General features: G+C 71.1%; 20 protein-coding genes. 8 read left to right on the top strand and 12 right to left on the bottom strand.

From position 1 onward, the window contains the following. Positions 1 to 25: 25 nt before the first annotated feature. Positions 26 to 1,195, bottom strand: a complete 1,170-nt coding sequence (gene tuf / locus ACIRJR_RS24855) for an elongation factor Tu (RefSeq protein ID WP_403784406.1) — start codon at positions 1,193 to 1,195, stop codon at positions 26 to 28. 533 nt (positions 1,196 to 1,728) lie between these two features. On the opposite strand from tuf, the gene ACIRJR_RS24850 reads away from it, so the two are divergent. The 3 genes from ACIRJR_RS24850 (at position 1,729) to ACIRJR_RS24840 (ending at position 4,469) form a co-directional block, all read left to right on the top strand. After that, complete coding sequence (locus ACIRJR_RS24850) at positions 1,729 to 2,475, top strand: TVP38/TMEM64 family protein (RefSeq protein WP_403784404.1); 747 nt, start codon at positions 1,729 to 1,731, stop codon at positions 2,473 to 2,475. A gap of 171 nt (positions 2,476 to 2,646) precedes the next feature. Then, entirely contained in the window at positions 2,647 to 3,519 is an 873-nt protein-coding gene (locus tag ACIRJR_RS24845) for an undecaprenyl-diphosphate phosphatase (RefSeq protein ID WP_403784402.1), read from the top strand. A gap of 167 nt (positions 3,520 to 3,686) precedes the next feature. Further along, the gene (locus ACIRJR_RS24840) at positions 3,687 to 4,469 is read left to right on the top strand and encodes an SGNH/GDSL hydrolase family protein (RefSeq protein WP_403784400.1); all 783 of its coding nucleotides are present in this window, start codon (positions 3,687 to 3,689) and stop codon (positions 4,467 to 4,469) included. 31 nt (positions 4,470 to 4,500) lie between these two features. Here the strand turns inward: ACIRJR_RS24840 and ACIRJR_RS24835 are convergent, their stop codons facing one another. Next, positions 4,501 to 8,709: a molybdopterin-dependent oxidoreductase gene (locus ACIRJR_RS24835; protein ID WP_403784398.1), complete on the bottom strand. Its 4,209-nt coding sequence runs from the start codon at positions 8,707 to 8,709 to the stop codon at positions 4,501 to 4,503. A 218-nt stretch (positions 8,710 to 8,927) separates the two neighbouring features. Between ACIRJR_RS24835 and ACIRJR_RS24830 the strand changes: the two genes are divergently transcribed. From ACIRJR_RS24830 to lnt, 3 genes are all read left to right on the top strand, one after another. Next, entirely contained in the window at positions 8,928 to 9,791 is an 864-nt protein-coding gene (locus ACIRJR_RS24830; protein WP_403784396.1) for a universal stress protein, read from the top strand. A gap of 121 nt (positions 9,792 to 9,912) precedes the next feature. Further along, positions 9,913 to 10,383, top strand: a complete 471-nt coding sequence (locus ACIRJR_RS24825) for a nuclear transport factor 2 family protein (protein ID WP_403784394.1) — start codon at positions 9,913 to 9,915, stop codon at positions 10,381 to 10,383. Between the two features lie 112 nt (positions 10,384 to 10,495). Continuing rightward, positions 10,496 to 12,124 (top strand): apolipoprotein N-acyltransferase, encoded by a 1,629-nt coding sequence (gene lnt, locus ACIRJR_RS24820; protein ID WP_403784392.1) that lies wholly within the window; start codon positions 10,496 to 10,498, stop codon positions 12,122 to 12,124. On the opposite strand, the gene ACIRJR_RS24815 is transcribed toward lnt, so the two are convergent. Further along, positions 12,048 to 12,953: a Gfo/Idh/MocA family protein gene (locus ACIRJR_RS24815; RefSeq protein WP_403784390.1), complete on the bottom strand. Its 906-nt coding sequence runs from the start codon at positions 12,951 to 12,953 to the stop codon at positions 12,048 to 12,050. The genes lnt and ACIRJR_RS24815 overlap by 77 nt on opposite strands. Before the next feature lie 33 nt (positions 12,954 to 12,986). Continuing rightward, positions 12,987 to 14,198 carry an FAD-dependent monooxygenase gene (locus tag ACIRJR_RS24810; RefSeq protein ID WP_403784388.1) on the bottom strand — a complete coding sequence of 404 codons (1,212 nt, stop codon included), beginning with the start codon at positions 14,196 to 14,198 and terminating at the stop codon, positions 12,987 to 12,989. An 83-nt stretch (positions 14,199 to 14,281) separates the two neighbouring features. On the opposite strand from ACIRJR_RS24810, the gene ACIRJR_RS24805 reads away from it, so the two are divergent. Then, positions 14,282 to 14,917, top strand: coding sequence for a TetR/AcrR family transcriptional regulator (locus ACIRJR_RS24805; RefSeq protein WP_403784386.1), 636 nt, complete (start codon positions 14,282 to 14,284; stop codon positions 14,915 to 14,917). Positions 14,918 to 14,959: 42 nt separating this feature from the next. Next, positions 14,960 to 15,472 (top strand): DinB family protein, encoded by a 513-nt coding sequence (locus ACIRJR_RS24800; RefSeq protein ID WP_403784384.1) that lies wholly within the window; start codon positions 14,960 to 14,962, stop codon positions 15,470 to 15,472. A gap of 30 nt (positions 15,473 to 15,502) precedes the next feature. On the opposite strand, the gene ACIRJR_RS24795 is transcribed toward ACIRJR_RS24800, so the two are convergent. The 8 genes from ACIRJR_RS24795 to ACIRJR_RS24760 all read right to left on the bottom strand — a co-directional run bounded on the left by ACIRJR_RS24795 (position 15,503) and on the right by ACIRJR_RS24760 (position 22,511). Next, entirely contained in the window at positions 15,503 to 15,997 is a 495-nt protein-coding gene (locus ACIRJR_RS24795) for a hypothetical protein (RefSeq protein ID WP_403784382.1), read from the bottom strand. A gap of 75 nt (positions 15,998 to 16,072) precedes the next feature. After that, positions 16,073 to 16,792: a uracil-DNA glycosylase gene (locus ACIRJR_RS24790; RefSeq protein ID WP_403784380.1), complete on the bottom strand. Its 720-nt coding sequence runs from the start codon at positions 16,790 to 16,792 to the stop codon at positions 16,073 to 16,075. An 81-nt stretch (positions 16,793 to 16,873) separates the two neighbouring features. Beyond that, entirely contained in the window at positions 16,874 to 18,454 is a 1,581-nt protein-coding gene (locus tag ACIRJR_RS24785) for an ABC transporter substrate-binding protein (protein ID WP_403784378.1), read from the bottom strand. Positions 18,455 to 18,571: 117 nt separating this feature from the next. Continuing rightward, positions 18,572 to 19,327 carry an SDR family oxidoreductase gene (locus ACIRJR_RS24780; RefSeq protein ID WP_403784376.1) on the bottom strand — a complete coding sequence of 252 codons (756 nt, stop codon included), beginning with the start codon at positions 19,325 to 19,327 and terminating at the stop codon, positions 18,572 to 18,574. 23 nt (positions 19,328 to 19,350) lie between these two features. Next, positions 19,351 to 20,112, bottom strand: coding sequence for a 3-oxoacyl-ACP reductase FabG (gene fabG, locus ACIRJR_RS24775; RefSeq protein WP_329226396.1), 762 nt, complete (start codon positions 20,110 to 20,112; stop codon positions 19,351 to 19,353). 202 nt (positions 20,113 to 20,314) lie between these two features. Beyond that, positions 20,315 to 20,698, bottom strand: coding sequence for a DUF3037 domain-containing protein (locus tag ACIRJR_RS24770; RefSeq protein ID WP_403784374.1), 384 nt, complete (start codon positions 20,696 to 20,698; stop codon positions 20,315 to 20,317). Next, complete coding sequence (locus tag ACIRJR_RS24765) at positions 20,695 to 21,579, bottom strand: HipA family kinase (RefSeq protein WP_403784372.1); 885 nt, start codon at positions 21,577 to 21,579, stop codon at positions 20,695 to 20,697. Before ACIRJR_RS24765 ends, ACIRJR_RS24770 begins: the two co-directional genes overlap by 4 nt. Before the next feature lie 77 nt (positions 21,580 to 21,656). After that, entirely contained in the window at positions 21,657 to 22,511 is an 855-nt protein-coding gene (locus ACIRJR_RS24760) for a tyrosine-type recombinase/integrase (protein ID WP_403784370.1), read from the bottom strand. Positions 22,512 to 22,976: the final 465 nt, after the last annotated feature.

Raw genomic sequence — 22,976 nt, 5'->3', positions numbered from 1 at the left:
GGAAGGCGGGCCGCGCACGGGCCGTTCAGAGCAGGCCGGTCACCGTCCCGGCGCCGACCGTGCGGCCGCCCTCGCGGATCGCGAAGCCGAGGCCGGACTCCAGCGGGACGTCACGGCCGAGCTCGACGGTCATGGTGACCGTGTCGCCGGGCCGCGCGACCGCCGCATCGCCGAGGTCCACGTCCCCGACGACGTCCGCCGTGCGGATGTAGAACTGCGGCCGGTACCCGGTGGCCACCGGGGTGGTCCGGCCGCCCTCCTTCGCCGACAGGACGTACACCTGAGCGGTGAAGCGGCGGCTCGGGGTGACGCTGCCGGGCGCCGCCACGACGTGTCCGCGGCGGACCCGGTCGCGCTCGACCCCGCGCAGCAGCAACGCGACGTTGTCGCCGGCCTCCGCGGACTCCATCGGCTTCCCGAAGGTCTCCAGGCCGGTGACGACCGTCTCGATGTCCGCGCCGAGCACCGACACACGGTCCCCGACGCGCACCGTGCCGCGCTCCACGGCGCCGGTGACGACGGTGCCGCGTCCCGTGATGGTGAGCACGTTCTCCACCGACAGCAGGAACGGCGCGTCGGTGTAGCGCACCGGCATCGGTACGTACGTGTCGACGGCGTCCAGCAGACCCTCGACGGACGCCGTCCAGCGTGGGTCGCCCCGGAGCGCGCCGAGCCCCGACACCCGCACGACGGGCACGGTGTCGCCGCCGTACCCGTGCGCGGAGAGCAGCTCGCGGACCTCCAGCTCCACCAGGTCGGTCAGCTCGGGGTCGCCCGCGTCGGCCTTGTTGAGGGCGACGACGATGTGGTCGACGCCGACCTGACGGGCCAGCAGGACGTGCTCCGCCGTCTGCGGCATGATGCCGTCGAGTGCGGAGACGACGAGGATCGCTCCGTCGAGCTGCGCCGCCCCGGTGACCATGTTCTTGATGTAGTCCGCGTGTCCGGGCATGTCGACGTGCGCGTAGTGGCGGGTGTCGGTCTCGTACTCGACGTGCGCGATGTTGATGGTGATGCCGCGCTGCGCCTCCTCGGGGGCCCGGTCGATCCTGTCGAAGGGCACGAAGGTGCCGGTCCCCCGGTCGCTGAGAACCTTGGTGATGGCGGCGGTCAGGGTGGTCTTGCCGTGGTCGACGTGGCCCATGGTGCCGATGTTCAGGTGCGGCTTGGTGCGCACGTACGCCGTCTTGGGCATGGCTCGTTCCTTGGTGTTCGAAGCTGAGAGAGAAGACCCCAGGGCCCCGCCGACCCTCCCCTTACGGGGTCCGCCGGACTGTCGGGGGAGGGTCAGCTTCGGGCGCCGCCGAAGGGCGCCGCGGCAGCGGTGAACGCTGCGTCAGTTGCTGCTGCGGCCGCCGCCGCAGGGCTCGTGGCAGCCTTCGGCGTGTCCGCGACCGCGGACTGCGCTGCGAGGAAGGCGTACCGGAACATGCCCCTGAGCATGCCGGAGCGGTGCGACGGCGTCGAATGGATTTCGGCGCGGGCCGGTCCCCACGCTCCGGTGGGCTCCATGGCTTCGCGCGGGGACCGGCTGACACCGCCGTGCGGGGCAGGGGCGCAACCAGGGGCCCGCGCCGCCCTGTTGCGTGTCGGACCGGATGGGGCCCGCGGGAGCGGGCTCTCGCTCCGCGGACCCCGGGGTGGGGAGACAGGGACGTGATGAGTGACTCGTCACCTGTCACCCGGACATTACGGCGATCACACACCTGTTTCGGTTACGCTCCCCAGATGTTCGACCCCGTCCCCGCGACACGGCCCTCCGGTGGCCTCGCAGTGCGCTGTACGAGGGTGCTGCTCTCCCCCTGGTCCCGGTTCTCCCTGCTGGTGGTGGTCCTGTTGGCCGCCGCCGTCACCATGCTGCTGTTCGAACCACAACGGCTCCTGGCCTCCGGCTGGCCGTCCCAACTCACGGGCTCCGGCGCCGCGATGCTGTTCGGGCTGGCGTACGGCGTGTGCACCGTGGCGTTCGTGCCGCGCCCGATCCTCAACCTGGCGGCCGGTGCGCTGTTCGGTGCGCAGACCGGGCTCGCGGCCGCGCTGGCCGGCACCGTGCTCGGCGCCGGTGTCTCCTTCCTGCTCGGCCGGGTGCTGGGTCAGGACGCGCTCCGGACGCTGGTGCGCGGGAAGTACCTGAAGGCGGCCGACGGCCTGCTGAGCCGGCACGGGTTCAGGTCGATGCTGGCGCTGCGGCTCTTCCCCGGGGTGCCGTTCGCCGCGGCCAACTACTGCGCGGCGACGTCCCGCATGGGGTACCCGCCGTTCCTGCTGGCCACGGGGCTGGGCTCGATCCCGAACACGGCGGCGTACGTCATCGCGGGCAGCTCGGCCTCCTCACCGACCTCGCCGGTGTTCCTGGCGGCGATGGGCTTCATCGTGCTGTCGGGCGCGGTCGCGGCACTGGTGGCGTGGCGCAGGCGGCACCGGCTGGGCGGGGTGGGCGGCACGGCGTCCCCGGAGGCCGGCGGCGCGGCGTAGCCAGGGGCAGGCGGGACTCTGTTCACCCGCAGGCGATACGCTGCGCGCAACCGACAGAGGATGTCCGGGGCCGTGGCGTCCCGTCCCCCTTTCTGACCACATCCGCACGCCGCCGACGGCCTTCGCGTCCGTCGGCCGTTGCATGAGTACCTCCGGGATGGCCTAAGCCCCATGAGCTGGTTCGAATCATTCGTCCTGGGCCTCGTTCAGGGACTGACCGAGTTCCTGCCGATCTCCTCCAGCGCGCATCTGCGGCTGACCGCGGCCTTCGCGGGCTGGCACGATCCGGGGGCCGCGTTCACCGCGATCACGCAGATCGGCACGGAGGCCGCGGTCCTCATCTACTTCCGCAAGGACATCGCCCGCATCGTCTCGGCCTGGTTCCGTTCGCTGACCGATTCCTCGATGCGGAGCGACCACGACGCCCAGATGGGCTGGCTGGTCATCATCGGTTCCCTTCCGATCGGCATCCTCGGTCTGGCCTTCAAGGACCAGATCGAGGGCCCCTTCCGCGATCTCCGCCTGATCGCGACGACCCTGATCGTGCTGGGCGTCGTCCTCGGCGTCGCGGACCGTCTCGCGGCCCGTGACGAGACCGGCGGGAAGCACCGGGCGATCAAGGAACGCAAGTCGCTGAAGGAGCTGGGCGTCAAGGACGGTCTGATCTTCGGTTTCTGCCAGGCGATGGCGCTGGTCCCCGGTGTCTCGCGCTCCGGTGCCACGATCAGCGGTGGTCTGCTCATGGGTTACACCCGTGAGGCGGCGGCCCGCTACTCCTTCCTCCTGGCGATTCCCGCGGTGCTCGCCTCGGGTGTGTTCGAGCTGAAGGACGCGGGCGAGGGCCACGTCTCCTGGGGGCCGACGATCTTCGCGACGGTCATCGCCTTCGTGGTCGGCTACGCGGTCATCGCGTGGTTCATGAAGTTCATCACGACGAAGAGCTTCATGCCGTTCGTCATCTACCGCGTGCTGCTGGGCATCCTGCTGTTCGTCCTGATCGGAGCCGGTGTGCTGAGCCCTCACGCGGGCGAGTCCGCCGGCTGAGAACGACGCTGCCGCCCCTGACTCCCGGACCGCCCCGGTCCGGGAGTCAGTCATTTCGCCGATGACGTGGGGGCGCGGGGGCGGGATGTTGGGCGTGGTCCACGGCCGCCGGTCTCACACGGCGGCCGTGGACCGGCCACCCTCGCCTCCCACCCACGGAGAACCCCATGTCCCTGCGCCGTACAGCCGGTGCCGCCGTGCTGGCCCTCGCGCTCGCCTCGGCCGCCGTCCCCGCCTCCGCCTCCTCGTCCGCGGCGGCGGGAGTGAACTACGTGGCCCTCGGCGACTCGTACGCCTCCGGGACCGGCGCCGGCAGCTACTCCGATGTCGCGTGTACGCGGAGCCGTAACGCCTATCCCGCGCTCTGGGCCGACGCCAACGATCCGGACTCGTTCGCCTTCGCGGCCTGCGGCGGTGCCAAGATCCCCGACGTCCTGAGCGACCAGGTGGACGAACTGGACGAGGACACCACTCTGGTGAGCCTGAGCATCGGGGGCAACGACTCCGGGTTCGCCTCGACCATGCTCAGCTGCCAGTACTCCACCCAGTCGGCCTGCGAGCGTGCGCTGAAGACGGCCGGGGAGTACGTGGTGAACGAGCTGCCGGGCGAGCTGGACAGTCTCTACGCGACCGTCCGGGACCGGGCCCCGCACGCCGAGGTCGTCATCATCGGCTATCCGCACCTCTACAAGGAGGGCGGCCTCTGCCTCGGCGGTCTCAGCTCCGCCAAGCGCTCGGCGGTCAACGACGGCTCGGACCTGCTCAACGAGACGATCGCGGACCGTGCCCAGGCGGCCGGATTCGCCTTCGCGGACGGCCGACCGGCCTTCGCCGGGCACGAGATCTGCACGAGTGACGCCTGGATCAGCAGCACGAACGTCCATCCGACGGCCGAGGGCCACGAGTCCGCCTATCTCCCGGCCTTCGGCGCCGCCGTGTCCGGGAGCTGAGCCGGGTGGCAGCGGTCTCCGGGAGCGGATCTCAGTACACGTCGCGCACGTAGCGCTTGTCGGCGGCGAGCTGCTTGACGTACGCCGCGGCGGCGTCCTCCTGGAGTCCGCCGTGGGCCACGGCGATGTCTCGCAGCGCCCGGTCCACGTCCTTCGCCATCCGGGAGGCGTCGCCGCAGACGTAGAAGTGTGCGCCCTCCTGGAGCCAGGACCACAGCTGGGCTCCGTGCTCCCGCATCCGGTCCTGGACGTAGACCTTGGCCCGCTGGTCGCGGGAGAAGGCCGTGTCCAGCCGGGTCAGGGTGGAGTCGCGGCGCAGGGAGTCGAGTTCTTCGCGGTAGTAGAAGTCGGTGCCCCTGCGCTGCTCGCCGAAGAACAACCAGTTGGCGGCCCGGTGGCCGAGCGCCCTCCGCTCGTCGAGGAACCCGACGAACGGGGCGACGCCGGTACCGGGACCGACCATCACCATCGGGGTCGCCGGGTCGGCGGGCGGGCGGAAGTGCGGGGACCGCTGGACGAAGACGGGGACGGGCCGGCCCTCCTCCGCGTCGGCGAGGAAGGTGGAGGCCACTCCCTTGCGGACGGCGCCGTGCCGGTTCTCGTAGCGGACGACGGAGACGGTGAGCCGGACGAGGGCGGGGTCGGCGAGCGGGCTGGAGGATATGGAGTAGAGCCTCGGCCGGAGGCGCGTGAGGACCTCGGCCCACTCGGCAGCAGTGGCGCGGGCGGTGTGTTCGGCGATCACGTCGACGGCCTGCCTGCCCCAGGTCCACTGGGCGAGCTCGCCCTTGTTGTCCGGGCGCAGGAGCTTCTTGAGGGTCCTGTCGTGGGTGCGCTCGGCGACCAGGCGCAGCAGTGCGGGGGTGATCCGGGCGATGTCCAGGTGGCGGTGGAGGGCCTCGCTCAGGGGGACGGAGCCGACACCGGACACGTCGACGGGGTCCGCGGGGTCCAGTCCGGTGACGGCGAGCCATTCCGCCACGAGATCAGGGCAGTTGAGCGCCTCCACGCCGAGTGCGTCGCCCGCCTGGTAGGTGAGGGGCACGGGGCTGTCCTGCGTGTCGAAGGTGAACTGCCGCACCTCCTTGGTGGCTCCCGGGAGGCTGAGCAGTCGGTTGCCCACGAGGCGCCCGGTCGCCGTCCTGGCCGGACGGGACGCGGTGGAGGGGGCCGTGACGGGCCGGGCGGGGACGGGCGGGGAGGGGATGGCCGCGGACGGGGGTGCGAGGGGGTCGGGCGGAGCTGCGGTGGCGGAGGGGGCCGCCGGATCGCCCAGTGCGGCGAACACCTCGTCGAGCCACTTCCCGGCCGGCTCCTCGTAGTCCGGTTCGCAGTCCGTACGGGGTACGAGCCGCACGGCGCCGAGCTCTCCGAAGCGTTCGTCGAGCCGCCTGCCGTGGCCGCAGAAGTCGTCGTACGCGGAGTCGCCGAGGGCGAGCACGGCATAGCGCACACCGTCCAGCCGGGGCGTGTCGGGCGCGTTGAGCGAGTCCCAGAATCCGGAGCCGTTGTCCGGCGCGTCCCCGTCGCCGAAGGTGCTGGTGACGACGAGCAGATCGGCTGTGCGCGGAATGCTCTCCAGAGGGCTGTCGTCCATCCCGAGGAGCGTCGCGGTGCGGCCTTCGGCGGTCAGTCGCCGGGCTGCGGCCGCGGCGACCTCCTCGGCGTTCCCGGTCTGCGAGGCCCACAGGACCACGACCTGCCGGCCGGGGGCGCCGGCGCGTGCGGGTACCGTCCCGGCGGTATCCCGCTCGTCCCCCGGCACACGGGAGTACATGCCGGCCAGCACCCCGTCGACCCACAGGGCGTGGTCCGGTGCGAACGGCGCGTGTGCCGGCAGTACGGGGGTGCCCCCGGTCCACGTGCCGAGCCCTGCGAGGAAGCCGGACAGATAGCGCCGCTCGTGCTCGGCCAGGACGGGCGGAGCCGTTTCCGCGATGCCGAACACCCCGGCGAGGGCAGCGGGAGTGCCGGTGAGCTCCGGAGCGAGGGCGTCCGTGGGGGCTTCCGCGGACGCGGGGACGGCGGGGGGCACGGACGCGACGGCGGCGACCTTCGCCAGCGTCACGGCGCATACCTTGAACTCGGGCTGGAGGGAGACCGGGTCGACCGCGTCGTTGGTGACGGCGTTGATGCTGAGGTACTCGCCGAAGAGGTCGTTCCAGTGGAACGGCGCGAAGCAGTCCCCCGGCCGCACCCGGTCGGTCACGACGGCCGGGAGCACGGCCCGGCCCCGGCGTGAGGCGACCTCGACACTGTCGCCCTCCGCGATCGAGAGGGCTTCCGCGTCCCGCGGGCTGATCTCCACGAAGGGGCCGGGATTCAGCTTGTTGAGCTTGGCGACCTTGCCGGTCCTGGTCAGGGTGTGCCACTGGTGCTGCAGCCGGCCCGTGTTGAGCACGAAGGGGAAGTCGTCGTCGGGCATCTCGGCCGCCGGCAGGTGAGGGCGGGCGAAGAACACCGCCCGGCCGCTCGCCGTGGGGAAGACCAGCCGGGGCACGCTCCCGTCAGGGCGTACGGACCGGGTCTGGCTGACCCCGTCGTTGAGGTAGCGGACCGGGTTGCGGTCGGGGCCGTCCGCGGAGGCGCTGGGCCACTGGACGGGGGTGCGGCGCAGCCGCTCGTAGCTGACTCCACGCAGGTCGTACCCGGTCGCCGGGTTGTGGGCCCGCTTGATCTCCTCGAAGACCTCCTCGGCGCTGCTGTAGCCGAAGGACTCCTCGTACCCCATCTCGCAGGCGATCCGCGCGATGATCCGCCAGTCCGGCCAGGCCTCCCCGGGCGGGTCGGCGGCCTGTCGTGCGAGCGTGAGGTTCCGCTCCGAGTTGATCATGACGCCCTCGGTCTCGCCCCACAGCGCGGCGGGCAGGGCGACATCGGCGTAGGCGTTGGTCTCGGTGTCGGCGAACACGTCCTGGGTGACGACGAACTCCGCCGCTTCGAGCCCCTCGATGACGGTCCGGCGGTTGGCCACGGAAGCCACCGGGTTGGTGCAGATGATCCAGCAGGCCTTGATCTCGCCCTCGGACATCCGCCGGAACATGTCGACGGTCCCGGCGCCCGCCGCGTCCGTGCGCAGTGTTCCGGGTTCGAGGCCCCACAGCTCCTCGACGAAGGCGCGGTCGCCGCCGGACTGCAGGCCGCGCTGTCCGGGCAGGCCCGGGCCCATGTAGCCCATCTCCCGGCCGCCCATGGCGTTGGGCTGGCCGGTGAGGGAGAAGGGGCCGCTGCCCGGGCGGCAGAGGGCCCCGGTGGCCAGGTGGAGATTGATCAGGGCGTTGGTGTTCCACGTGCCGTGGGTGCTCTGGTTGAGCCCCATGGTCCAGCAGCTCATCCACTCCCCGGCCTCACCGATCCATCGGGCGGCCAGCCGGATGTCCGCCTCCGGGATGCCGGTGATCCCGGCGACGGCGGCGGGCGTGTAGTCCCGCAGGAAGCCGGGCATCGCCTCCCAGCCCTCGGTGTGCTCCGCGATGAACTCGGGGTCGGTGTGGCCGTTCTCCACGAGGAGGTGCATCAGGCCGTTGAGAAGCGCCAGGTCGGTGCCGGGACGAATCCGCAGGAAGAGACCGGCCTTGTCGGCGGTGGCGTTGCGCCGGGGATCGACCACGATGAGCCTGGCACCGGCCTTCACCCGCTCCATGAGGCGGAGGAAGAGGACGGGGTGGCAGTCCGCCATGTTCGAGCCGATGACGAGGAAGGTGTCGGCGTGCTCGAAGTCCTCGTACGATCCGGGCGGACCGTCGGCGCCGAGCGAGAGCTTGTAGCCGCTGCCCGCGCTCGCCATGCAGAGCCGGGAGTTCGACTCGATCCAGCTGGTGCGGACGAAGCCCTTGGCCAGCTTGTTGGCGAGGTACTGCGCCTCCAGCGTCATCTGCCCCGAGACGTAGAGGGCGAGGGCGTCGGGCCCGTGCTCGTCGACGATCGCCCGCAGCCTGCGCGCGGTCTCCTTGACGGCGGTGTCCATGGGCGACGGCGCGGGCTCCTCGCTGCGGTCCGCCCGCACCAGGGCCGTCGTCAGCCGGCCGGGCGCCGCGAGCATCTCGGCGCTCGTCGCCCCCTTGGTGCAGAGCCGGCCACGGTTCGTGGGGTGCTCCTTGTCGCCCGTGGCCTTCAGGACCGTGCGCCGCCCGTCGGGACCCCTGCCGATGTCGAGGACCATGCCGCAGCCGACACCGCAGTAGGAGCAGACCGTCCGCACCTGGGTGGGAGTGTCCGGCTGCGGGTTCGGCACGGTCATGGACGGCCTCTCATGGGGAGCGCTGGTACCGCGACGGTACGAAACGTCCGTTTCCCGGGTGTCACGCCGGACGATCAAGCGTGGTTACGTCCACTGCACAGTCGCCGCGGTGGGCCGGTGAGGCCCGCCGGGCCACCGACACACGATCGGGCGATAATCACGATCCCGGGCAGTGCGGAACGGTGCCAGGGAGTGCTCCGACCGCTCTGGAGGGCCGTATGACCGCCGGCGACCTGCCCGTGATCTCCGCGGTGGACGGTTCCGCGCACAGCTGGGAGGCGCTGGACTGGGCCGCCGGCGAAGCCGTCCGCCGGGATCTGCCGCTGCTGATCGTGCGCGTCCGGCCGCCCACCCGGCGTGCGGAGGAGGAGAGTGGGCTGCGGGAGGCCGAGGAACTGCTGGCGCGGGCCGTGCTGCGGACCTCCCGGATCGCGCCGGAGCTGCCCACCTCGACCCTGGCACCGCTGGACTTCCCCTCGGCGGCGCTGACCTCGCTCAGCCGTGACGCCTCGACGGTCGTCGTCGGGTCGCGCGGTCTCGGCGGATTCCGCTCGCTGATGATCGGCTCCAACAGCCTGGCCACCGCCTCGATGGCGCAGTGCCCGGTGGTCGTCGTCCACACCGGCCGCACGGACGAGAGCGAGGCCGAGGTGGCGGACACGTTCCCGGACGTCGTCGCCGGGGTGGCCGCCGACGAGAGCAGTGGGGCGGTCCTCGACTTCGCCTTCGAGGCCGCCGCGTCCAGACCGGGAGCGCGGCTGAGGCTCGTCCACGGGTGGACGATGTTCTCGTCGGTACTGTCCGGCGGCCCGGTGTTCGACAGCGAGGCGGCGGCGGACTCGGCCGGCCGGGCCCTCGCCGAACTCACCGCCGGCCGGCTGGAGAAGTATCCGCAGGTGGACGTCGTACGCGAACCGGTCCGGGGCTCGGCGTCACGCGCCCTGGTCACGGCATCGGCCACCGCGGCGCTGACGGTGGTCGGGCGGCGCAGGGGCGGCGAGGCCCTCGGGCTCGGCCTCTCCCCCGTCGCGCAGACGACGGTGACGCACGCCCTCGGCCCGGTGGCCGTCGTCCCCGTCTGACCCGGACGGGGCGGCAGAAGCCCGTGTCCTGGCCGGGCCGGGTGGCCGAGGGGCCTGGACCGGGGGCCGCGGTCCGTGCGCGGCTCTTGGCGTGCCGGTGCCACCGGCGGAGACTTGGGCGATGACACAGCGCGTGGCTCTCGCGACGGTGATGGACCGGCTCTCCATCGATGCAGTGATCACCGACTACGCCGTGGCGGTGGACGACGGCGCGTGGGACGCCTGCACCGCTCTGTTCACGCCCGACGGCCGTGCCGACCACCGCGGTGCGGGCGGGTCCGAGGAGACCGCCGCCGAAGGCGTGCGGTGGCTGGCGGAGGGCCTGCGGCTCTTCCCGGTCCGCCAGCACCTGATCGTCAACCGGAGGCTGGACCTCGAGGACCTGGGCGGCTACCCGGGGGACCGCGCGCGGGTACGGGCGGACTACTTCAGCCCCAGGGGCCCGGCGGCGGCCGGTGAGGGCGGAAGCGGCCCGGCCCTCCTGACGGGTGGCCGGTACGTCTTCGAACTGCGGCGTACGGACGTGGGCTGGCGGATCCGGTCGGTCACGGCACACGAGATGTGGCGGTGCGCGCCCGGGGGCGCCGGATGATCCCGCGCCGCACGGGGCGGCACACTCCCGGTGGCCCCGGCACGCCCCCTGTGCGCTCCTGATCTTCTGGACCACACTGGGATCAGGCGGATGACCGGCGAGGAGGAGATGCATGCCGAAGCGGGGCGGGCGGCTTCCCGGCGATCCGTCGGGTGCGGGCGGTACACGGCCGTTCGGTCGGCTGGTGCGCTCCCGGTCCGGCCGCGGCGCCGCGGCACTGTGCGCGGGTGCCCTGCCCGCCCTGGCGTTCCCGGCCCCGTCGCTGTGGTGGTTCGCGTATGTCGCCCTGGTGCCGTGGCTGCTGCTGATCCGCTCGGCGGGCACGGCACGTCGCGCGGCCCTCGACGGCTGGCTCGGCGGCACAGGCTTCGTGCTCGCCGTACACCACTGGCTGATGCCGAGCCTGCATGTGTTCATTCTCCTGCTCGCGGCGCTCCTCGGACTGCTGTGGGCTCCCTGGGGCCTCTTGGTCGCCCGGCTGCTCGGCGGATCACCGTCCGCAGGGCGTGCCGTCGCCGCTGTCGCCGTGGTGCCGTCCGGATGGCTGATGATCGAGCTGGTCCGCTCCTGGGAAGGCCTCGGCGGGCCCTGGGGGCTGCTGGGTGCCAGTCAGTGGGAGGTCCCGCTCGCGTTGCGTACCGCCTCTGTGGGCGGCGTGTGGCTGGTCAGTCTGGGGGTGGTGGCCGTGAACACCCTGGCCGTCCTGCTGATCTCCGCATCCGCGGCCCGGCGGGCCGCGGCCGCGTGCCTGGTCGCGGGGGCGGTGGCCGTGGGGGCGGCAGCGGCCTGGGCGCCGCGGCCCGAGGAGACGGGCTCGGCGCGGATCGCCGTCGTGCAACCGGGTGTGATCGACGGCTCCGGCAGCGTCGAACGCCGGTTCGCGCGCAGCGAGGAGCTGACCCGTGGCCTCGCGGGCCAGGACGTGGACCTGGTCGTGTGGGGCGAGAGCAGTGTGGGCGTGGATCTGTCGCGGAGCCCTCGGACGGCGGACAGGATCGCCGCTCTGTCGCGTCTGGTCGGGGCCGATGTCCTGGTCAACATGGACGCCCGGCGCACGGACGGCCCCGACCGCGCCGGGATCTTCAAGTCGGCGGTCCTCGTGGGACCGGACGGCCCGACCGGTGACCGCTACGACAAGATGCGCCTGGTGCCGTTCGGCGAGTACGTCCCCGCCCGCGCCCTGCTCGGATGGGCGACCTCGGTGGGCAAGGCTGCGGGCGAGGACCGGCTGAGGGGCCGCGGCCCGGTGGTGATGGACCTGCCGGACGGGCTGCGGGTGGGTCCACTGGTCTGCTTCGAATCGGCGTTCCCGGACATGAGCAGGCACCTGGCGAAGGAGGGTGCCCAGCTGCTCGTCGCCCAGTCGTCCACCTCGACGTTCCAGCACAGCTGGGCCCCCGAGCAGCACGCCTCGCTGGGGGCGCTGCGGGCCGCCGAGTCGGGCCGCCCGATGGTGCACGCCACGCTCACGGGTATCAGCGCGGTCTACGGCCCGCGCGGCGAACGGGTGGGAGCGCCGCTCGGCACCGACGCGAGTGAGGCCGCCGTCTTCGACGTGCCGCTCGCCCGGGGCACCACCCTCTACGTCCGGCTGGGCGCCTGGCCGGTGTACGGCGCTCTGGCGGTGCTGGCCGTCTTCTTCGGTGCGGCGGGCCTGCGCTCCCTCAGAACGCCTGCTCCGACGCGTCCAGGACCACCCGCTCGCACAGGCGGTGGGTCTCCAGAGCGTCCCGGGCGCTGAGCACCACACCGGCGCGCACGGCGTCCAGGAAGGACACCACGCTCTGTTCGATGCCGCGCTGACGGGCGACCGGCACCCAGTCGCCGCGGCGCCGCAGGGTCGGCTGGCCCTTGTGGTCCACGACGTCCGCGAGGTTGAGCACCTGCCGCTTGGTGTCCTGGCCCGAGACCTCGAGGATCTCCTCGGTCGACCCGTTGAGCCGGTTCATCATGCCGATGGCGGTGAAGCCGTCGCCGGACAGCTGGAGCACCACGTGGTGCATCAGCCCGTCGGCGACCCGTGCGCGCACGACGATGTTCGACACCGGCCCGGGGACCAGGAAGCGCAGGGTGTCGACGACGTGGATGAAGTCGTCGAGGACCAGGGTGCGCGGGTCCTCGGGCAGTCCCACACGGTTCTTCTGCAGGAGGATCAGCTCGCGCGGGTGCTCCGCACACTGCGCGTACGACGGGGCCAGCCTGCGGTTGAAGCCGACGGCGAGGGTGACGCGACGCTCCTCCGCGAGGGCCACCAGCCGTTCGGAGTCGGCGAGTTCGTAGGAGATCGGCTTGTCGACATAGGTGGGGACGCCCGCTTCGAGCAGCCGCCCCACGATCTCCGCGTGCGCGGCGGTCGGCGCGTGGACGAAGGCGGCGTCCAGTCCCTGGGCCAGGAGGGAGTCGAGATCCTCGTGGCACCGCGTCGCGGGGATCCGGTGGGCACCGGCGACGGCCGCCAGCGTGGCCGGCGTGCGGGTCTGCAGATGTAGTTCGACATCGGGCAGGGTCGTCAGTACCGGCAGGTACGCCTTCTGCGCGATGTCGCCGAGTCCGATGCAGCCGACCTTCACGAGGTTCTCCCTGTCGCCTTGACCAGGGACTTGTCACGGTCGCGTCCACAGTCCTTCCCTGGTCCTGGCAGCATACGTGCGCTGTGGGGGCCGCCAGTCGGCGATGCCGTCGAACGTGCGCAGGACGAGCCCCGGTCCGAGGCGGGAGGCCGCGGACATCAGCCCGTCGCGGAAGGCGACCGCCGGGGCGGCGGAGAGCTGCATCATGCGGGAGATCCGCGCCGCCTTGCGGACGATCGCGGTGGTACGCGGCTGCCGGTCGGCGCTGTAGGCGGCCAGCGCCGCTCCCAGGTCCGTGTCCGGCGCCACGTGGTGGGCGAGTACGACCGCGTCCTCGATGGCCTGGTTGCCTCCCTGGCCCAGGGTGGGCGCCATGGCGTGCGCGGCGTCGCCGACGAGCACGGCCCGCCCCCCGTGGAAGACCGGCAGGGGCACGGTCATCTGGTGCACGTCGTGGCGCAGGACCTGGCCCGGCTCGACGGCGTCGATGATGTCCGGCACCGGATGGTGCCAGTCACCGAACCTGCGCAGCAGCTCGGCCTTCTCGTCGTCGGCGGCCCGCGCTCCGGCCGGAGCCGTGGCGGCGGCGTAGGCGTAGATCCGGCCGTCCTTCATCGGGTGGCTGCCCCAGAGCGACCCCCGGCCCCACGTCTCGTGCGAGACGAACGGGCCGCCGGGCGCGGGGGCGAGAACACGCCAGGTGGTGAATCCGCTGTACGAGGGCCCGGGGTGACGGGGGAAGAGCGCGGCCCGGACCCCGGAGCGGACTCCGTCGGCGCCGACCACCAGATCGGCCTCGATGTCTCCCGAGGGTGTCCTGACCACGGCGCGGCGCCCGCCCGCGCGGCCCGGATCCACGAGCCGCACCGGTGTGCCGGTGTGCACCGCCGCCCCGGGAAGTCCGGCGCGGAGCAGCTCGACGAGCGCCGAGCGGGGCAGCAGGACGAGCGGCCCCCCGAACCGCGCGGCCGCGGCGGCGCTGTCGGTGCGGGCGAGCCAGCGGCCCGACGGCGTACGCATCCCCCCGTCGCCCTGCCAGGCGGCGAGGTCCCGGACCGCGTCCCCGAGCCCGATCACATCGAGGGCACGCTGGGAGTTGGGGGCGAGGCTGATGCCCGCGCCCACGGGTTCCAGCGAGGCGGAGCGCTCGGTCACGGTGACCTGCCACCCGCTCCGGTGGAGGGCCACGGCGGCGGTCAGTCCGCCGATTCCACCGCCGATGACCACCGCATGGGACGTCCTCATGACTGAACCCTCCTTCGAACTACATCTGTAGTACGCGGATTCCACCGTACTACAGGTGTAGTCGACGGCGGTAGGCTGACTCCATGTCCACACGCTCCGCATCCGCGCACGTCACCCCTTCCGGGGGATCGGTGCCTCCTTCCCGCGCCGACCTGATCGCCGACTCCGCGCTCGCCCTGCTCGCCGAGCGCGGGATGAGGGGGCTGACCCACCGGGGGGTGGACGAGCGGGCCGGACTTCCCCAGGGCTCGACGTCCAACCACGCCCGCACCCGGGAGGCCCTGCTGGAGGCGGCCGTACGCCGGCTCGCCGAGCGGGAGGCCCAGGTGCTCACCCCCGGGGAGTGGCTCGCGAGCGGTGATCCGGTGCGGGTCGCCGAAGGGCTGGCGCGCGCTCTGCACCGGTACCTGACCAGCGGCACCGAGCTCCTGGTCTGCCGGTACGAACTGGCCCTGGAGGCCACCCGGAGGCCCGGCCTGCGGGCGTTCTACGACAGCGCGGGCGAGCGGTTCCGCACGCCGCTGGTGGCGCTGATGACCGCTGCCGGGTCCGCCGAGCCGGAACGCCACGCGCTGTCGGTCGTCGCCTGGGCGGAAGGCATGATGTTCGCCTGCGCCGCGGGCTCCTACCACCGGGCCGTACCCACCGAGGAGGAGTTGCGCCGAGGCTGCGCCGAACTCCTGCACGGGATGCTCGGAACCACTGACGCGAACCGCTGAAACGAATGGCCCTGCCGATCACCGCTGCGGGAGGATGGCGCGATGACGACAGAAGAACGCTCCGAGCCCGCGACCGACGCAGCCGAACGGCAGATGCTGGAGGGGTGGCTGGACTATCACCGGGCGACTCTGGCGATGAAGTGCGAGGGCCTCACCGACGCCCAGTTGCGGGAGGCGTCGGTTCCCCCCTCGGAATTCACCCTGCTCGGCCTCGTGCGGCACCTCGCCGAGAACGAACGCGGCTGGTTCCGCGAAGTGCTCACCGGTGAGGAGTTGCCGCCGATCTACGGGACGGACGAGGACCCGGACGGGGAGTTCCATCTCACCGAGGCGGACACCTGGGCCGAGGCCAGGACCACCTGGCTGGCAGAGATCGAACACGCCCGGGCCAACGCCGCGAAGTTCGCCCTCGACGACCGGTCCGTCGGCGTCGGCCGGCGCGGCAAGCCCTTCAGCCTCCGCTGGATCTACACACACATGATCGAGGAGTACGCCCGGCACAACGGGCACGCCGACCTCGTACGGGAGCGGATCGACGGCGCCACCGGCGAGTGACCAGGGGCGGCTGCGCGGGAGCGGGCCGCGTCACTGCCCGGCCGCGCTCCCCCGCAGTCGCTGTTCCATCCGTCTGATGCCTGCGCGGACCGCACCGCCGTACCCGTCGCCCTCCAGGACCGTGACGGCGTCCCAGGCCCGGTCCAGATGGACCCGGGCCGCCCCGAAGCGCTGCAGCTTCAGGTAGTCCGCCGCCAGACTGAGATGCAGCGAGGGGAAGAAGGCCCGCACCGCGTCGGCGTCCCGGTGCTCCGCCGCCGGTTCCGCGGCGGCCTCTCCCCTCAGGCTTTCCGCAGCCGTCAACGCCCTCAGGTCCCAGGCGAGTTCGTCCCCGGGATCGTCCTGGGTGTCCGCCATGTAATGCGCGAGGGTGCAGCGGTGCAGGGCTTCCCCGGACTCCCCGATCTCCGACCAGAGGATTCCGAACCGATTCCTGGCCTCTTCGCGGTCCCCCGCGTGGAGCAGCATGATCGCCTGGCCGATCCTCGTCATGACGACATCCCCCGGCACTTCCCGCTGCTCCACGTCAGAGGTCTCCCTGATCAACGTCCGGCCTGTTCCGGTGGCTCCGACGCTAGCCGCAGCCACCGGCAATCCCGCTCAGGCGCGGGCCGCGGTCGCCGGCAGGGTCGCCTGCGGGCCCAGGTCCGGGATCCTCCAGTCGATCGGCTCGTGGCCCTGCGCGGCGACGGCCTCGTTGATCTGGGTGAAGGGACGGGAGCCGAACCACTTCTTGGCGGAGAGCGGGGACGGGTGCGCACCCTTGACCACCACGTGCCGGTCCTGGTCGATCAGCGGGATCTTCTTCTGGGCGTAGTTGCCCCAGAGGACGAAGACGGCGGGGTCGGGACGGTCGGCCACCGCGCGGATCACCGCGTCGGTGACCTTCTCCCAGCCCTTGGCCTTGTGCGAGTTGGCCTCGCCGGCACGGACCGTGAGCACCGCGTTGAGCAACAGGACGCCCTGCTCGGCCCACGGCATCAGATAGCCGTTGTCGGGGACCGGCAGGCCCAGCTCGTCGTTCATCTCCTTGTAGATGTTGCGCAGCGAGGGAGGCGTCCTGACTCCCGGCCTGACCGAGAAGCAGAGGCCGTGGCCCTGGCCCTCGCCGTGGTAGGGGTCCTGGCCCAGGACGAGCACCTTCACCCGGTCGTAGGGCGTGGCCGCCAGCGCGGCGAAGACCTGCTCGCGCGGCGGGTACACCGGCCCACGGGCCCGCTCCTCCTCGACGAAGTCGAGGAGCTCCTTGAAGTAGGGCTTCTGCAGCTCTTCGCCGAGGACGCCGCGCCAGGACTCGGGCAGCAGGTCGGTGTCGGTCACGTCCACAACCTCCGGTAAGCAGTCTGTTCTTCACCACAGAACCTACCGGGGCACACTGACAACGGACCTGCCGCAGCCCTCCTACCAGCTGGTCTTGCGGTACAGCTCCCACATCTGCATGACCGTCTGCGGGTCGAGCGCGCGCTCGCCGCCGCCGATGTCCTCGCCGGCCGCCACGTAGAGCTTGCCCTGCCACAGGGGCAGCAGCCGCACGTCCTTGACGAGGATCTCCTGGGCCCGCTTGAACTGCGCGGAGACCGCACCGCGGTCGCTCTCCTTGCGGGAGGACGGCAGGAGTTCCTGGGTGATCTCGTCGGTCACGTACGGGGTGCCGGTGACGCTGTCCTGGCCCACGAAGGGAGCGATGAAGTTGTCCGGGTCCGGGAAGTCGGGGAACCAGCCACGTCCGAAGACCGGGTAGTCGCCCTTGGTGAAGCCCTCCTGGAAGGACTTCCACGGCGCGCTCTTCAGCGTGATCCGGAAGAGCCCGGACGCCTCGAGCTGGCGCTTCAGCTCGGTGAACTCGGGAGCGGTGGAGGAGCCGTAGCGGTCCGTGGTGTACCAGAAGGTCATCTCGACCGGGGCGGTGATGCCCGCGTCGGAGAGTATGGCCTTCGCCTTGGCGCTGTCCGGGTCTCCGTACGAGTCGAAGAAGCTGGTGGCGTGCCCGGCGATGCCCTTCGGGACCATGGAGTAGAGCGGTTCCGCGGTGCCCCGGTAGACCTTGGCCACGAGGGCGTCGCGGTTCACCAACTGGGCGATGGCCTGCCGGACGGCGAGCTTCCCGGCCGCCGGGTCCTTGGGGTTGAACACGAGGAAGCGGATGTCGGCGCCGACGGACTCGACGATCTGCAGACCGTTGTTGTCCTTCTTGTTGTCCTCGAGTCCGATGACCTCCTCGGCGGTCAGGCCGCGGTAGGTGGCGTCGATCTCCTTCTTCTTCAGCGCCTCCACCATGGGGGCGGAGTCATCGAAGTAGCGGATCGTGACCGCGGTGTTCTTCCGGTCGGCGAACCCCTTGTAGCTGGGGTTCTTCGTCAGCTCGGCCTGCTTGCCGGGCTCGTACGCGTCCAGGAGGTACGGACCGGAGCCGGTGACCTTGCCGTCGTCGCGGACACTGTCCGCCGGGTACTCCCCCGGCGGGACGATCGACATCGCGGGAGTGGCCAGGATGAACGGGAACGTCGCGTCCGCCTTGCCGAGGTGGAAGATGACCGTGTCGTCGCCCTTGGTCTCCACCCGGTCGAGAGACCCGAGGAGTCCCGCCGGACCGCCCTTGACCTTCATCTTCACGATCCGGTCGATGGAGTACTTCACGGCCTCGGCATCGATCTTCTCGCCGTTGGAGAACGTCAGGCCGGAGCGCAGGGTGCACCGGTAGGCCATGCTCGTGGCGTCGGTGAAGAGGCACTCCTTGGCCGCGTCGGGCTCGGGGCTGGTGCTGCCGGTCGGGAAGCTCACCAGGGTCTGGAAGACGTTCCTCATCAGCTCCCAGGAGCCGTCCCAGGCCGCCGCCGGGTCGAGGGTCGAGGGCTGGCTCGTCGTTCCGACGGATATCTTCTGGTCCGTCTCCGAACTGCTGTCGGACAGCAGGCCGCAGCCGGTCAGCAGAGAAAGGGAAGCAAGGGCTGCAACAGTCTGCAGACTGGCCCGGTAGAACACGTGCACGCTCCTCGATCAGCCTTGGGTCGGCAGACCATACCGCAGTGCCTCGCCGGGACAATCTGCTGGCCCGGCGAGGCACTTGAGTCAATCAGGACCAAACTGGCGCAGTCCCTCTCAGGCCACGCCGGCGTTCAGGAAGATACCGCCGTCGACCACGAGCGTCTGCCCCGTGACCCAGTCGGACTGGGCGGACGTGAGGAACGCCGCCGCACCGCCGATGTCCTGCGGGACACCGAGCCGGCCCAGCGGGTAGGCGGCCGCGGCCTCGGCCTCCCGGCCCTCGTAGAGCGCCTCCGCGAACTTCGTCTTCACCACGGCCGGGGCGATCGCGTTGACCCGCACGACCGGCGCGAACTCGTGCGCCAGCTGGAGGGTCAGGTTGACCATGGCGGCCTTGCTCATGCCGTAGGCGCCGATGAACGGCGACGCGGAGACACCCGCGACCGAGGCGATGTTGACGATCGCCCCGCCGTTCTCCCTCTGCCACGCCTTCCAGGTCTGCTGGGCGAAGCCCAGGGCCGAGATCACATTGGTCTCGTAGACCTTGCGGGCGACGTTGAGGTCGAGCTCGGCCATCGGCCCGAAGACGGGGTTGGTGCCGGCGTTGTTGATCAGGTAGTCGACCCGGCCGAACGCCTCCATGGCCGCCGCGACTGCCGCGGCCTGGTGCGCCTCGTCGTGCGCCTTGCCGGCGATGCCGACGGCCCGGTCGGCGCCGAGCGTCTCCACGGCCTCCTTCAGGGCGTCCTCGCCGCGGCCCGTGATGACGACGCGGTCGCCCCGGGCCACGAACGCCTCGGCGATGCCGTAACCGATGCCCCTGCTCGCGCCCGTGATGAGCGCGACCTTGCCACTGTCCTGCACAGTCATGGTGTCCGTTGCCCTTCCGGGAATCAGTTGAGCGGTCCGCCGGCGACGTACATGACCTGGCCGGACACGAAGCCCGCGTCCTCGCCGGTGAAGAAGGCGATCGCGTTGGCGATGTCCTCGGGGCGCCCCACGCGCTGGACCGGGATCTGCGTCGCGGCGGCGGCCTGGAACTCCTCGAAGCCCATGCCGACCCGCGCCGCGGTCTGCGCGGTCATCTCGGTGACGATGAAGCCGGGGGCCACGGCGTTGGCGGTCACACCGAACTTGCCGAGCTCCTTGGCGAGCGTCTTCGTGAAACCCTGGAGGCCGGCCTTGACGGCGGAGTAGTTGGCCTGACCCCGGTTGCCCAGTGCCGAGGAGGACGAGAGCGAGACGATGCGGCCGAACTTGGCCTCCACCATGTGCGACTGCACAGCCTTGGCCATCAGGAACGCGCCCTTGAGGTGGACGTTCATGACGAGGTCCCAGTCGGACTCGCTCATCTTGAAGAGCAGGTTGTCCCTGAGCACACCCGCGTTGTTGACGAGGATCGTCGGGGCGCCGAGCTCGGCGGCGACGCGCGCGACGGCGGCTTCCACCTGGGCGCTGTCCGACACGTCGCAGCCGACGGCGAGGGCCTTGCCCCCGGCGGTGGTGATCTTCTCGACGGTGTCCTTGCACGCCGCCTCGTCGAGGTCGAGTACGGCGACGGCGCGGCCCTCGGCCGCCAGGCGTACGGCGGTGGCGGCGCCGATGCCCCGTGCCGCTCCCGTCACGATGGCGACGCGCTGCTCGGTGGTGGACATGCTTGGTTCTCCTCGCCCTTGGATCGCGGCTCAGCGGACGTCAGGAAGTTCCCGATAACTGAGCAACCGCTTAGTACCTTCAGCAGACGAGACGCTAGAAGCCCTGGCACCCGGTGTCAACGGCCCACGGGGGCACGGACGCATGTCACACCGGACGGGGGCGCCGCCCGGTGCGTTCCGGGCAGCCCCTCCGGCACCGGTATCAGCGCACCAGCAGGTCGAGCAGCCGCTCCACCTCGGCGGCCGGGTCCGTGGTCAGGCCGCTGTGCACGACGCCCGGCTGCACGACCGTGGAACGGGGCGCGATCAGCCAGCGGAAGCGGCGCCCCGCGTCGTCACCAGCTGCCTGGCCCGCCGCCTCACCGCCGCCGCAGACACCTTCGACCGCCCGCAGAGCGGCCAGCACACCGCGCACATCGGCCTGCGGGTCCAGCACCCTGAGCTTCCGCTCGTCCAGGTGCGTCCGCGCCGCCACGAAGGACTTCGCCCGGCAGTAGACCAGCACGCCCGCGTTGAAGCACTCACCGCGCTCGACCCGTGGCACGACGCGCAGGACCGCGTACTCGAAGACATCGCGCTTGCTCATCGGCCGCCGTCCTTGCTGTCACGTCCGGCGCCCGTCTGCGCGTCGCGGTCCTTCGTGGTGGGGTGCGGCCGGGGCGTCAAGCGCTCCATGAGCCACCCAGGGGCCTGGGAGGGCCGCGTCTTCGTGGGCCCGTCCATGACGACGCGCTCGTGGATGCCGCCCGCGCGTGCCAGCAGCGGTTCCACGTACGCCCGGCGCAGCTCGTCCGCGCTCTCGAAGCCCGGCTCTCCGGCCAGCCACTCCCCGGGCACCTCCGCCACCACCTCGGTGAGCAGTTCTTCCGTGACCAGCGGGGCGAGCTCGGCGGCCGCGGAGGCGACGTCCGGCCCGAACGGCGCGAGCACGTGGTCGGAGGCGTTGTACGGCTTCGCCGCGGACGCCTGCGCACCCGGCCAGTTGTGGTGCCAGATCATGGTGGCACCGTGGTCGATCAGCCACGGCTCGCCGTGCCAGACCAGCATGTTGGGGTTCCGCCACGAACGGTCCACGTTGTTGATCAGCGCGTCGAACCAGACGACCCTCCCGGCCTCCGCAGCACCGACCTCGTAGGCGAGCGGGTCGAAACCGAGCGACCCCGGCAGGTAGTCCATCCCCAGGTTCAGTCCGGCGCTGGCCTTGAGGAGCTCCTGCACCTCCTGGTCGGGCTCGGCGAGACCGATGACGGGGTCGAGCTGGATGGTCACCAGCTCCGGCACCCGCAGCCCCAGCCTCCGGCCGAGCTCCCCGCAGATGACCTCCGCCACCAGGGTCTTGCGCCCCTGCCCGGCCCCGGTGAACTTCATGACGTACGTGCCGAGGTCGTCGGCTTCGACGATCCCGGGGAGCGATCCGCCCTCACGCAGGGGCGTGACATAGCGGGTCGCTACGACCTCTTCCAGCATTTTCCCAGGCCACCCATCTCTACAGCCTTGCAATCCACGGACAGCCCCCTCCGAGGCGCGAGGGCGACAATCGGCGGTCAACGACGCTGGGGAGAATCTGGGGAGTTTCGACTGGCGTGCCGCTCTCCCCGCTCCCCGAGCAGTCCGTCGATGGTGCCCCGCCCTTTGCTGCCTGCCTCCGGCATGAAGTGAGCATAGTAACCGAGGGTGATCGCGGGCGAGGAATGCCCGAGCCATCGCGCCAAGGTCACAACCGACTCTCCGGCTTCCAGCATGATCGAGGCGTAGGTGTGCCGAAGCACATGGAAGCCATCCTTCGGGGCTGCTGCCCACTGCCAGGCTTTCGCCCCCTCGGCACGCGGCGGGATGACGCCGGCCTGAGCCAAGGCGGGCTTCCAGGTGTAGGTGTTCCATGTGTTCACCGCGACGGCGTTGCCGAAGCGCGTGGTGAGCAGCAGGGAGAGCTTCTTCCTCTCCCCCTCCGGCTTCCCCCACGGAAGCTCCACCTCTACCGGCGGGAACGCTTCGATGTGACGTTTCAGCTCCTCGGCCACCGAGAGAGGCATATCCACTGTCCGAACCTTCTTCCCCTTCGGTAGGGCCAAGTACAGCCTTCCGTGAATCGCCTGTACTTGGCGCCGGACGTGAAGCGCGCCGCGCTCATAGTCGATATCTTCTGGACTCAACCCGAACACCTCGCCCTGCCGGAGTCCGCACCCCAGGCCGACTACGACGGCGATCCTGTTGCGTGGGTTGATGGCGTCGCGGACTCGCAGTGCCGTAGCGATCGGCCACGCGTCGCGCCGCTCCCGTGGCGACTTGGGCCACCGCACAGACTTCGCGCGCATAGGATTCCGCGCGAGGCGCTTGTCGTCGACTGCCGCTTCCAATATGGAGGAAAGCTCGGACAGGATGCCGCGCTGGTAGTCCACCGAAGCGACTGTTGACTCCAGCTTGATTATGAACGTCCGCAGATCCGTTGCAGCGATACTCCTGAGCGGAAGCTGGCCCAGGTACGGGACGATATGAAGACGCGTTCTACGCTCCTGACCGTCCTGGGTTTTCGGAGCGCCGCCTCGCCCTGGTGCCCAATGGGTCGCAATGTAGTCGGCGAGCGTGATGGACCCGTCGCGCGGGTCTACAAAATCACCTCGCTCCTCGTCCGTGACCGCCCGGCGAAGCCACGCCTTGGCGTCCTCCAGTACGTCGAAGGATCGATCTCGCACCCCAGGTATGCCAGCGACCTTGTACCGCTTACCCTTCCCGAAGCGCGCGGTTTTCTCCCTTCGCCCGGTGACTGGATCCTTCTTCTTTTTGAGCCAACGATCCTCGATGTAGCCGGACAGCTTGGTTTCCTTTCAACAGGATGCGAAACGGCGCACGACGACCTTAATGAG

This window comes from Streptomyces sp. NPDC102402 (genome assembly GCF_044765765.1).
Classification (GTDB): Bacteria; Actinomycetota; Actinomycetes; order Streptomycetales; family Streptomycetaceae; genus Streptomyces.
The sequence above is the reverse complement of the archived record's forward strand: the minus strand, read 5'-3'. Positions and strand labels throughout refer to the sequence as shown.

Coding starts and splice junctions, on each gene's coding strand:
- tuf (WP_403784406.1), bottom strand. CDS start 1,195: ATGCCCAAGACGGCGTACGTGCGCACCAAGCCGCACCTGAACATCGGC.
- ACIRJR_RS24850 (WP_403784404.1), top strand. CDS start 1,729: ATGTTCGACCCCGTCCCCGCGACACGGCCCTCCGGTGGCCTCGCAGTG.
- ACIRJR_RS24845 (WP_403784402.1), top strand. CDS start 2,647: ATGAGCTGGTTCGAATCATTCGTCCTGGGCCTCGTTCAGGGACTGACC.
- ACIRJR_RS24840 (WP_403784400.1), top strand. CDS start 3,687: ATGTCCCTGCGCCGTACAGCCGGTGCCGCCGTGCTGGCCCTCGCGCTC.
- ACIRJR_RS24835 (WP_403784398.1), bottom strand. CDS start 8,709: ATGACCGTGCCGAACCCGCAGCCGGACACTCCCACCCAGGTGCGGACG.
- ACIRJR_RS24830 (WP_403784396.1), top strand. CDS start 8,928: ATGACCGCCGGCGACCTGCCCGTGATCTCCGCGGTGGACGGTTCCGCG.
- ACIRJR_RS24825 (WP_403784394.1), top strand. CDS start 9,913: ATGACACAGCGCGTGGCTCTCGCGACGGTGATGGACCGGCTCTCCATC.
- lnt (WP_403784392.1), top strand. CDS start 10,496: ATGCCGAAGCGGGGCGGGCGGCTTCCCGGCGATCCGTCGGGTGCGGGC.
- ACIRJR_RS24810 (WP_403784388.1), bottom strand. CDS start 14,198: ATGAGGACGTCCCATGCGGTGGTCATCGGCGGTGGAATCGGCGGACTG.
- ACIRJR_RS24805 (WP_403784386.1), top strand. CDS start 14,282: ATGTCCACACGCTCCGCATCCGCGCACGTCACCCCTTCCGGGGGATCG.
- ACIRJR_RS24800 (WP_403784384.1), top strand. CDS start 14,960: ATGACGACAGAAGAACGCTCCGAGCCCGCGACCGACGCAGCCGAACGG.
- ACIRJR_RS24780 (WP_403784376.1), bottom strand. CDS start 19,327: ATGACTGTGCAGGACAGTGGCAAGGTCGCGCTCATCACGGGCGCGAGC.
- fabG (WP_329226396.1), bottom strand. CDS start 20,112: ATGTCCACCACCGAGCAGCGCGTCGCCATCGTGACGGGAGCGGCACGG.
- ACIRJR_RS24770 (WP_403784374.1), bottom strand. CDS start 20,698: ATGAGCAAGCGCGATGTCTTCGAGTACGCGGTCCTGCGCGTCGTGCCA.
- ACIRJR_RS24765 (WP_403784372.1), bottom strand. CDS start 21,579: ATGCTGGAAGAGGTCGTAGCGACCCGCTATGTCACGCCCCTGCGTGAG.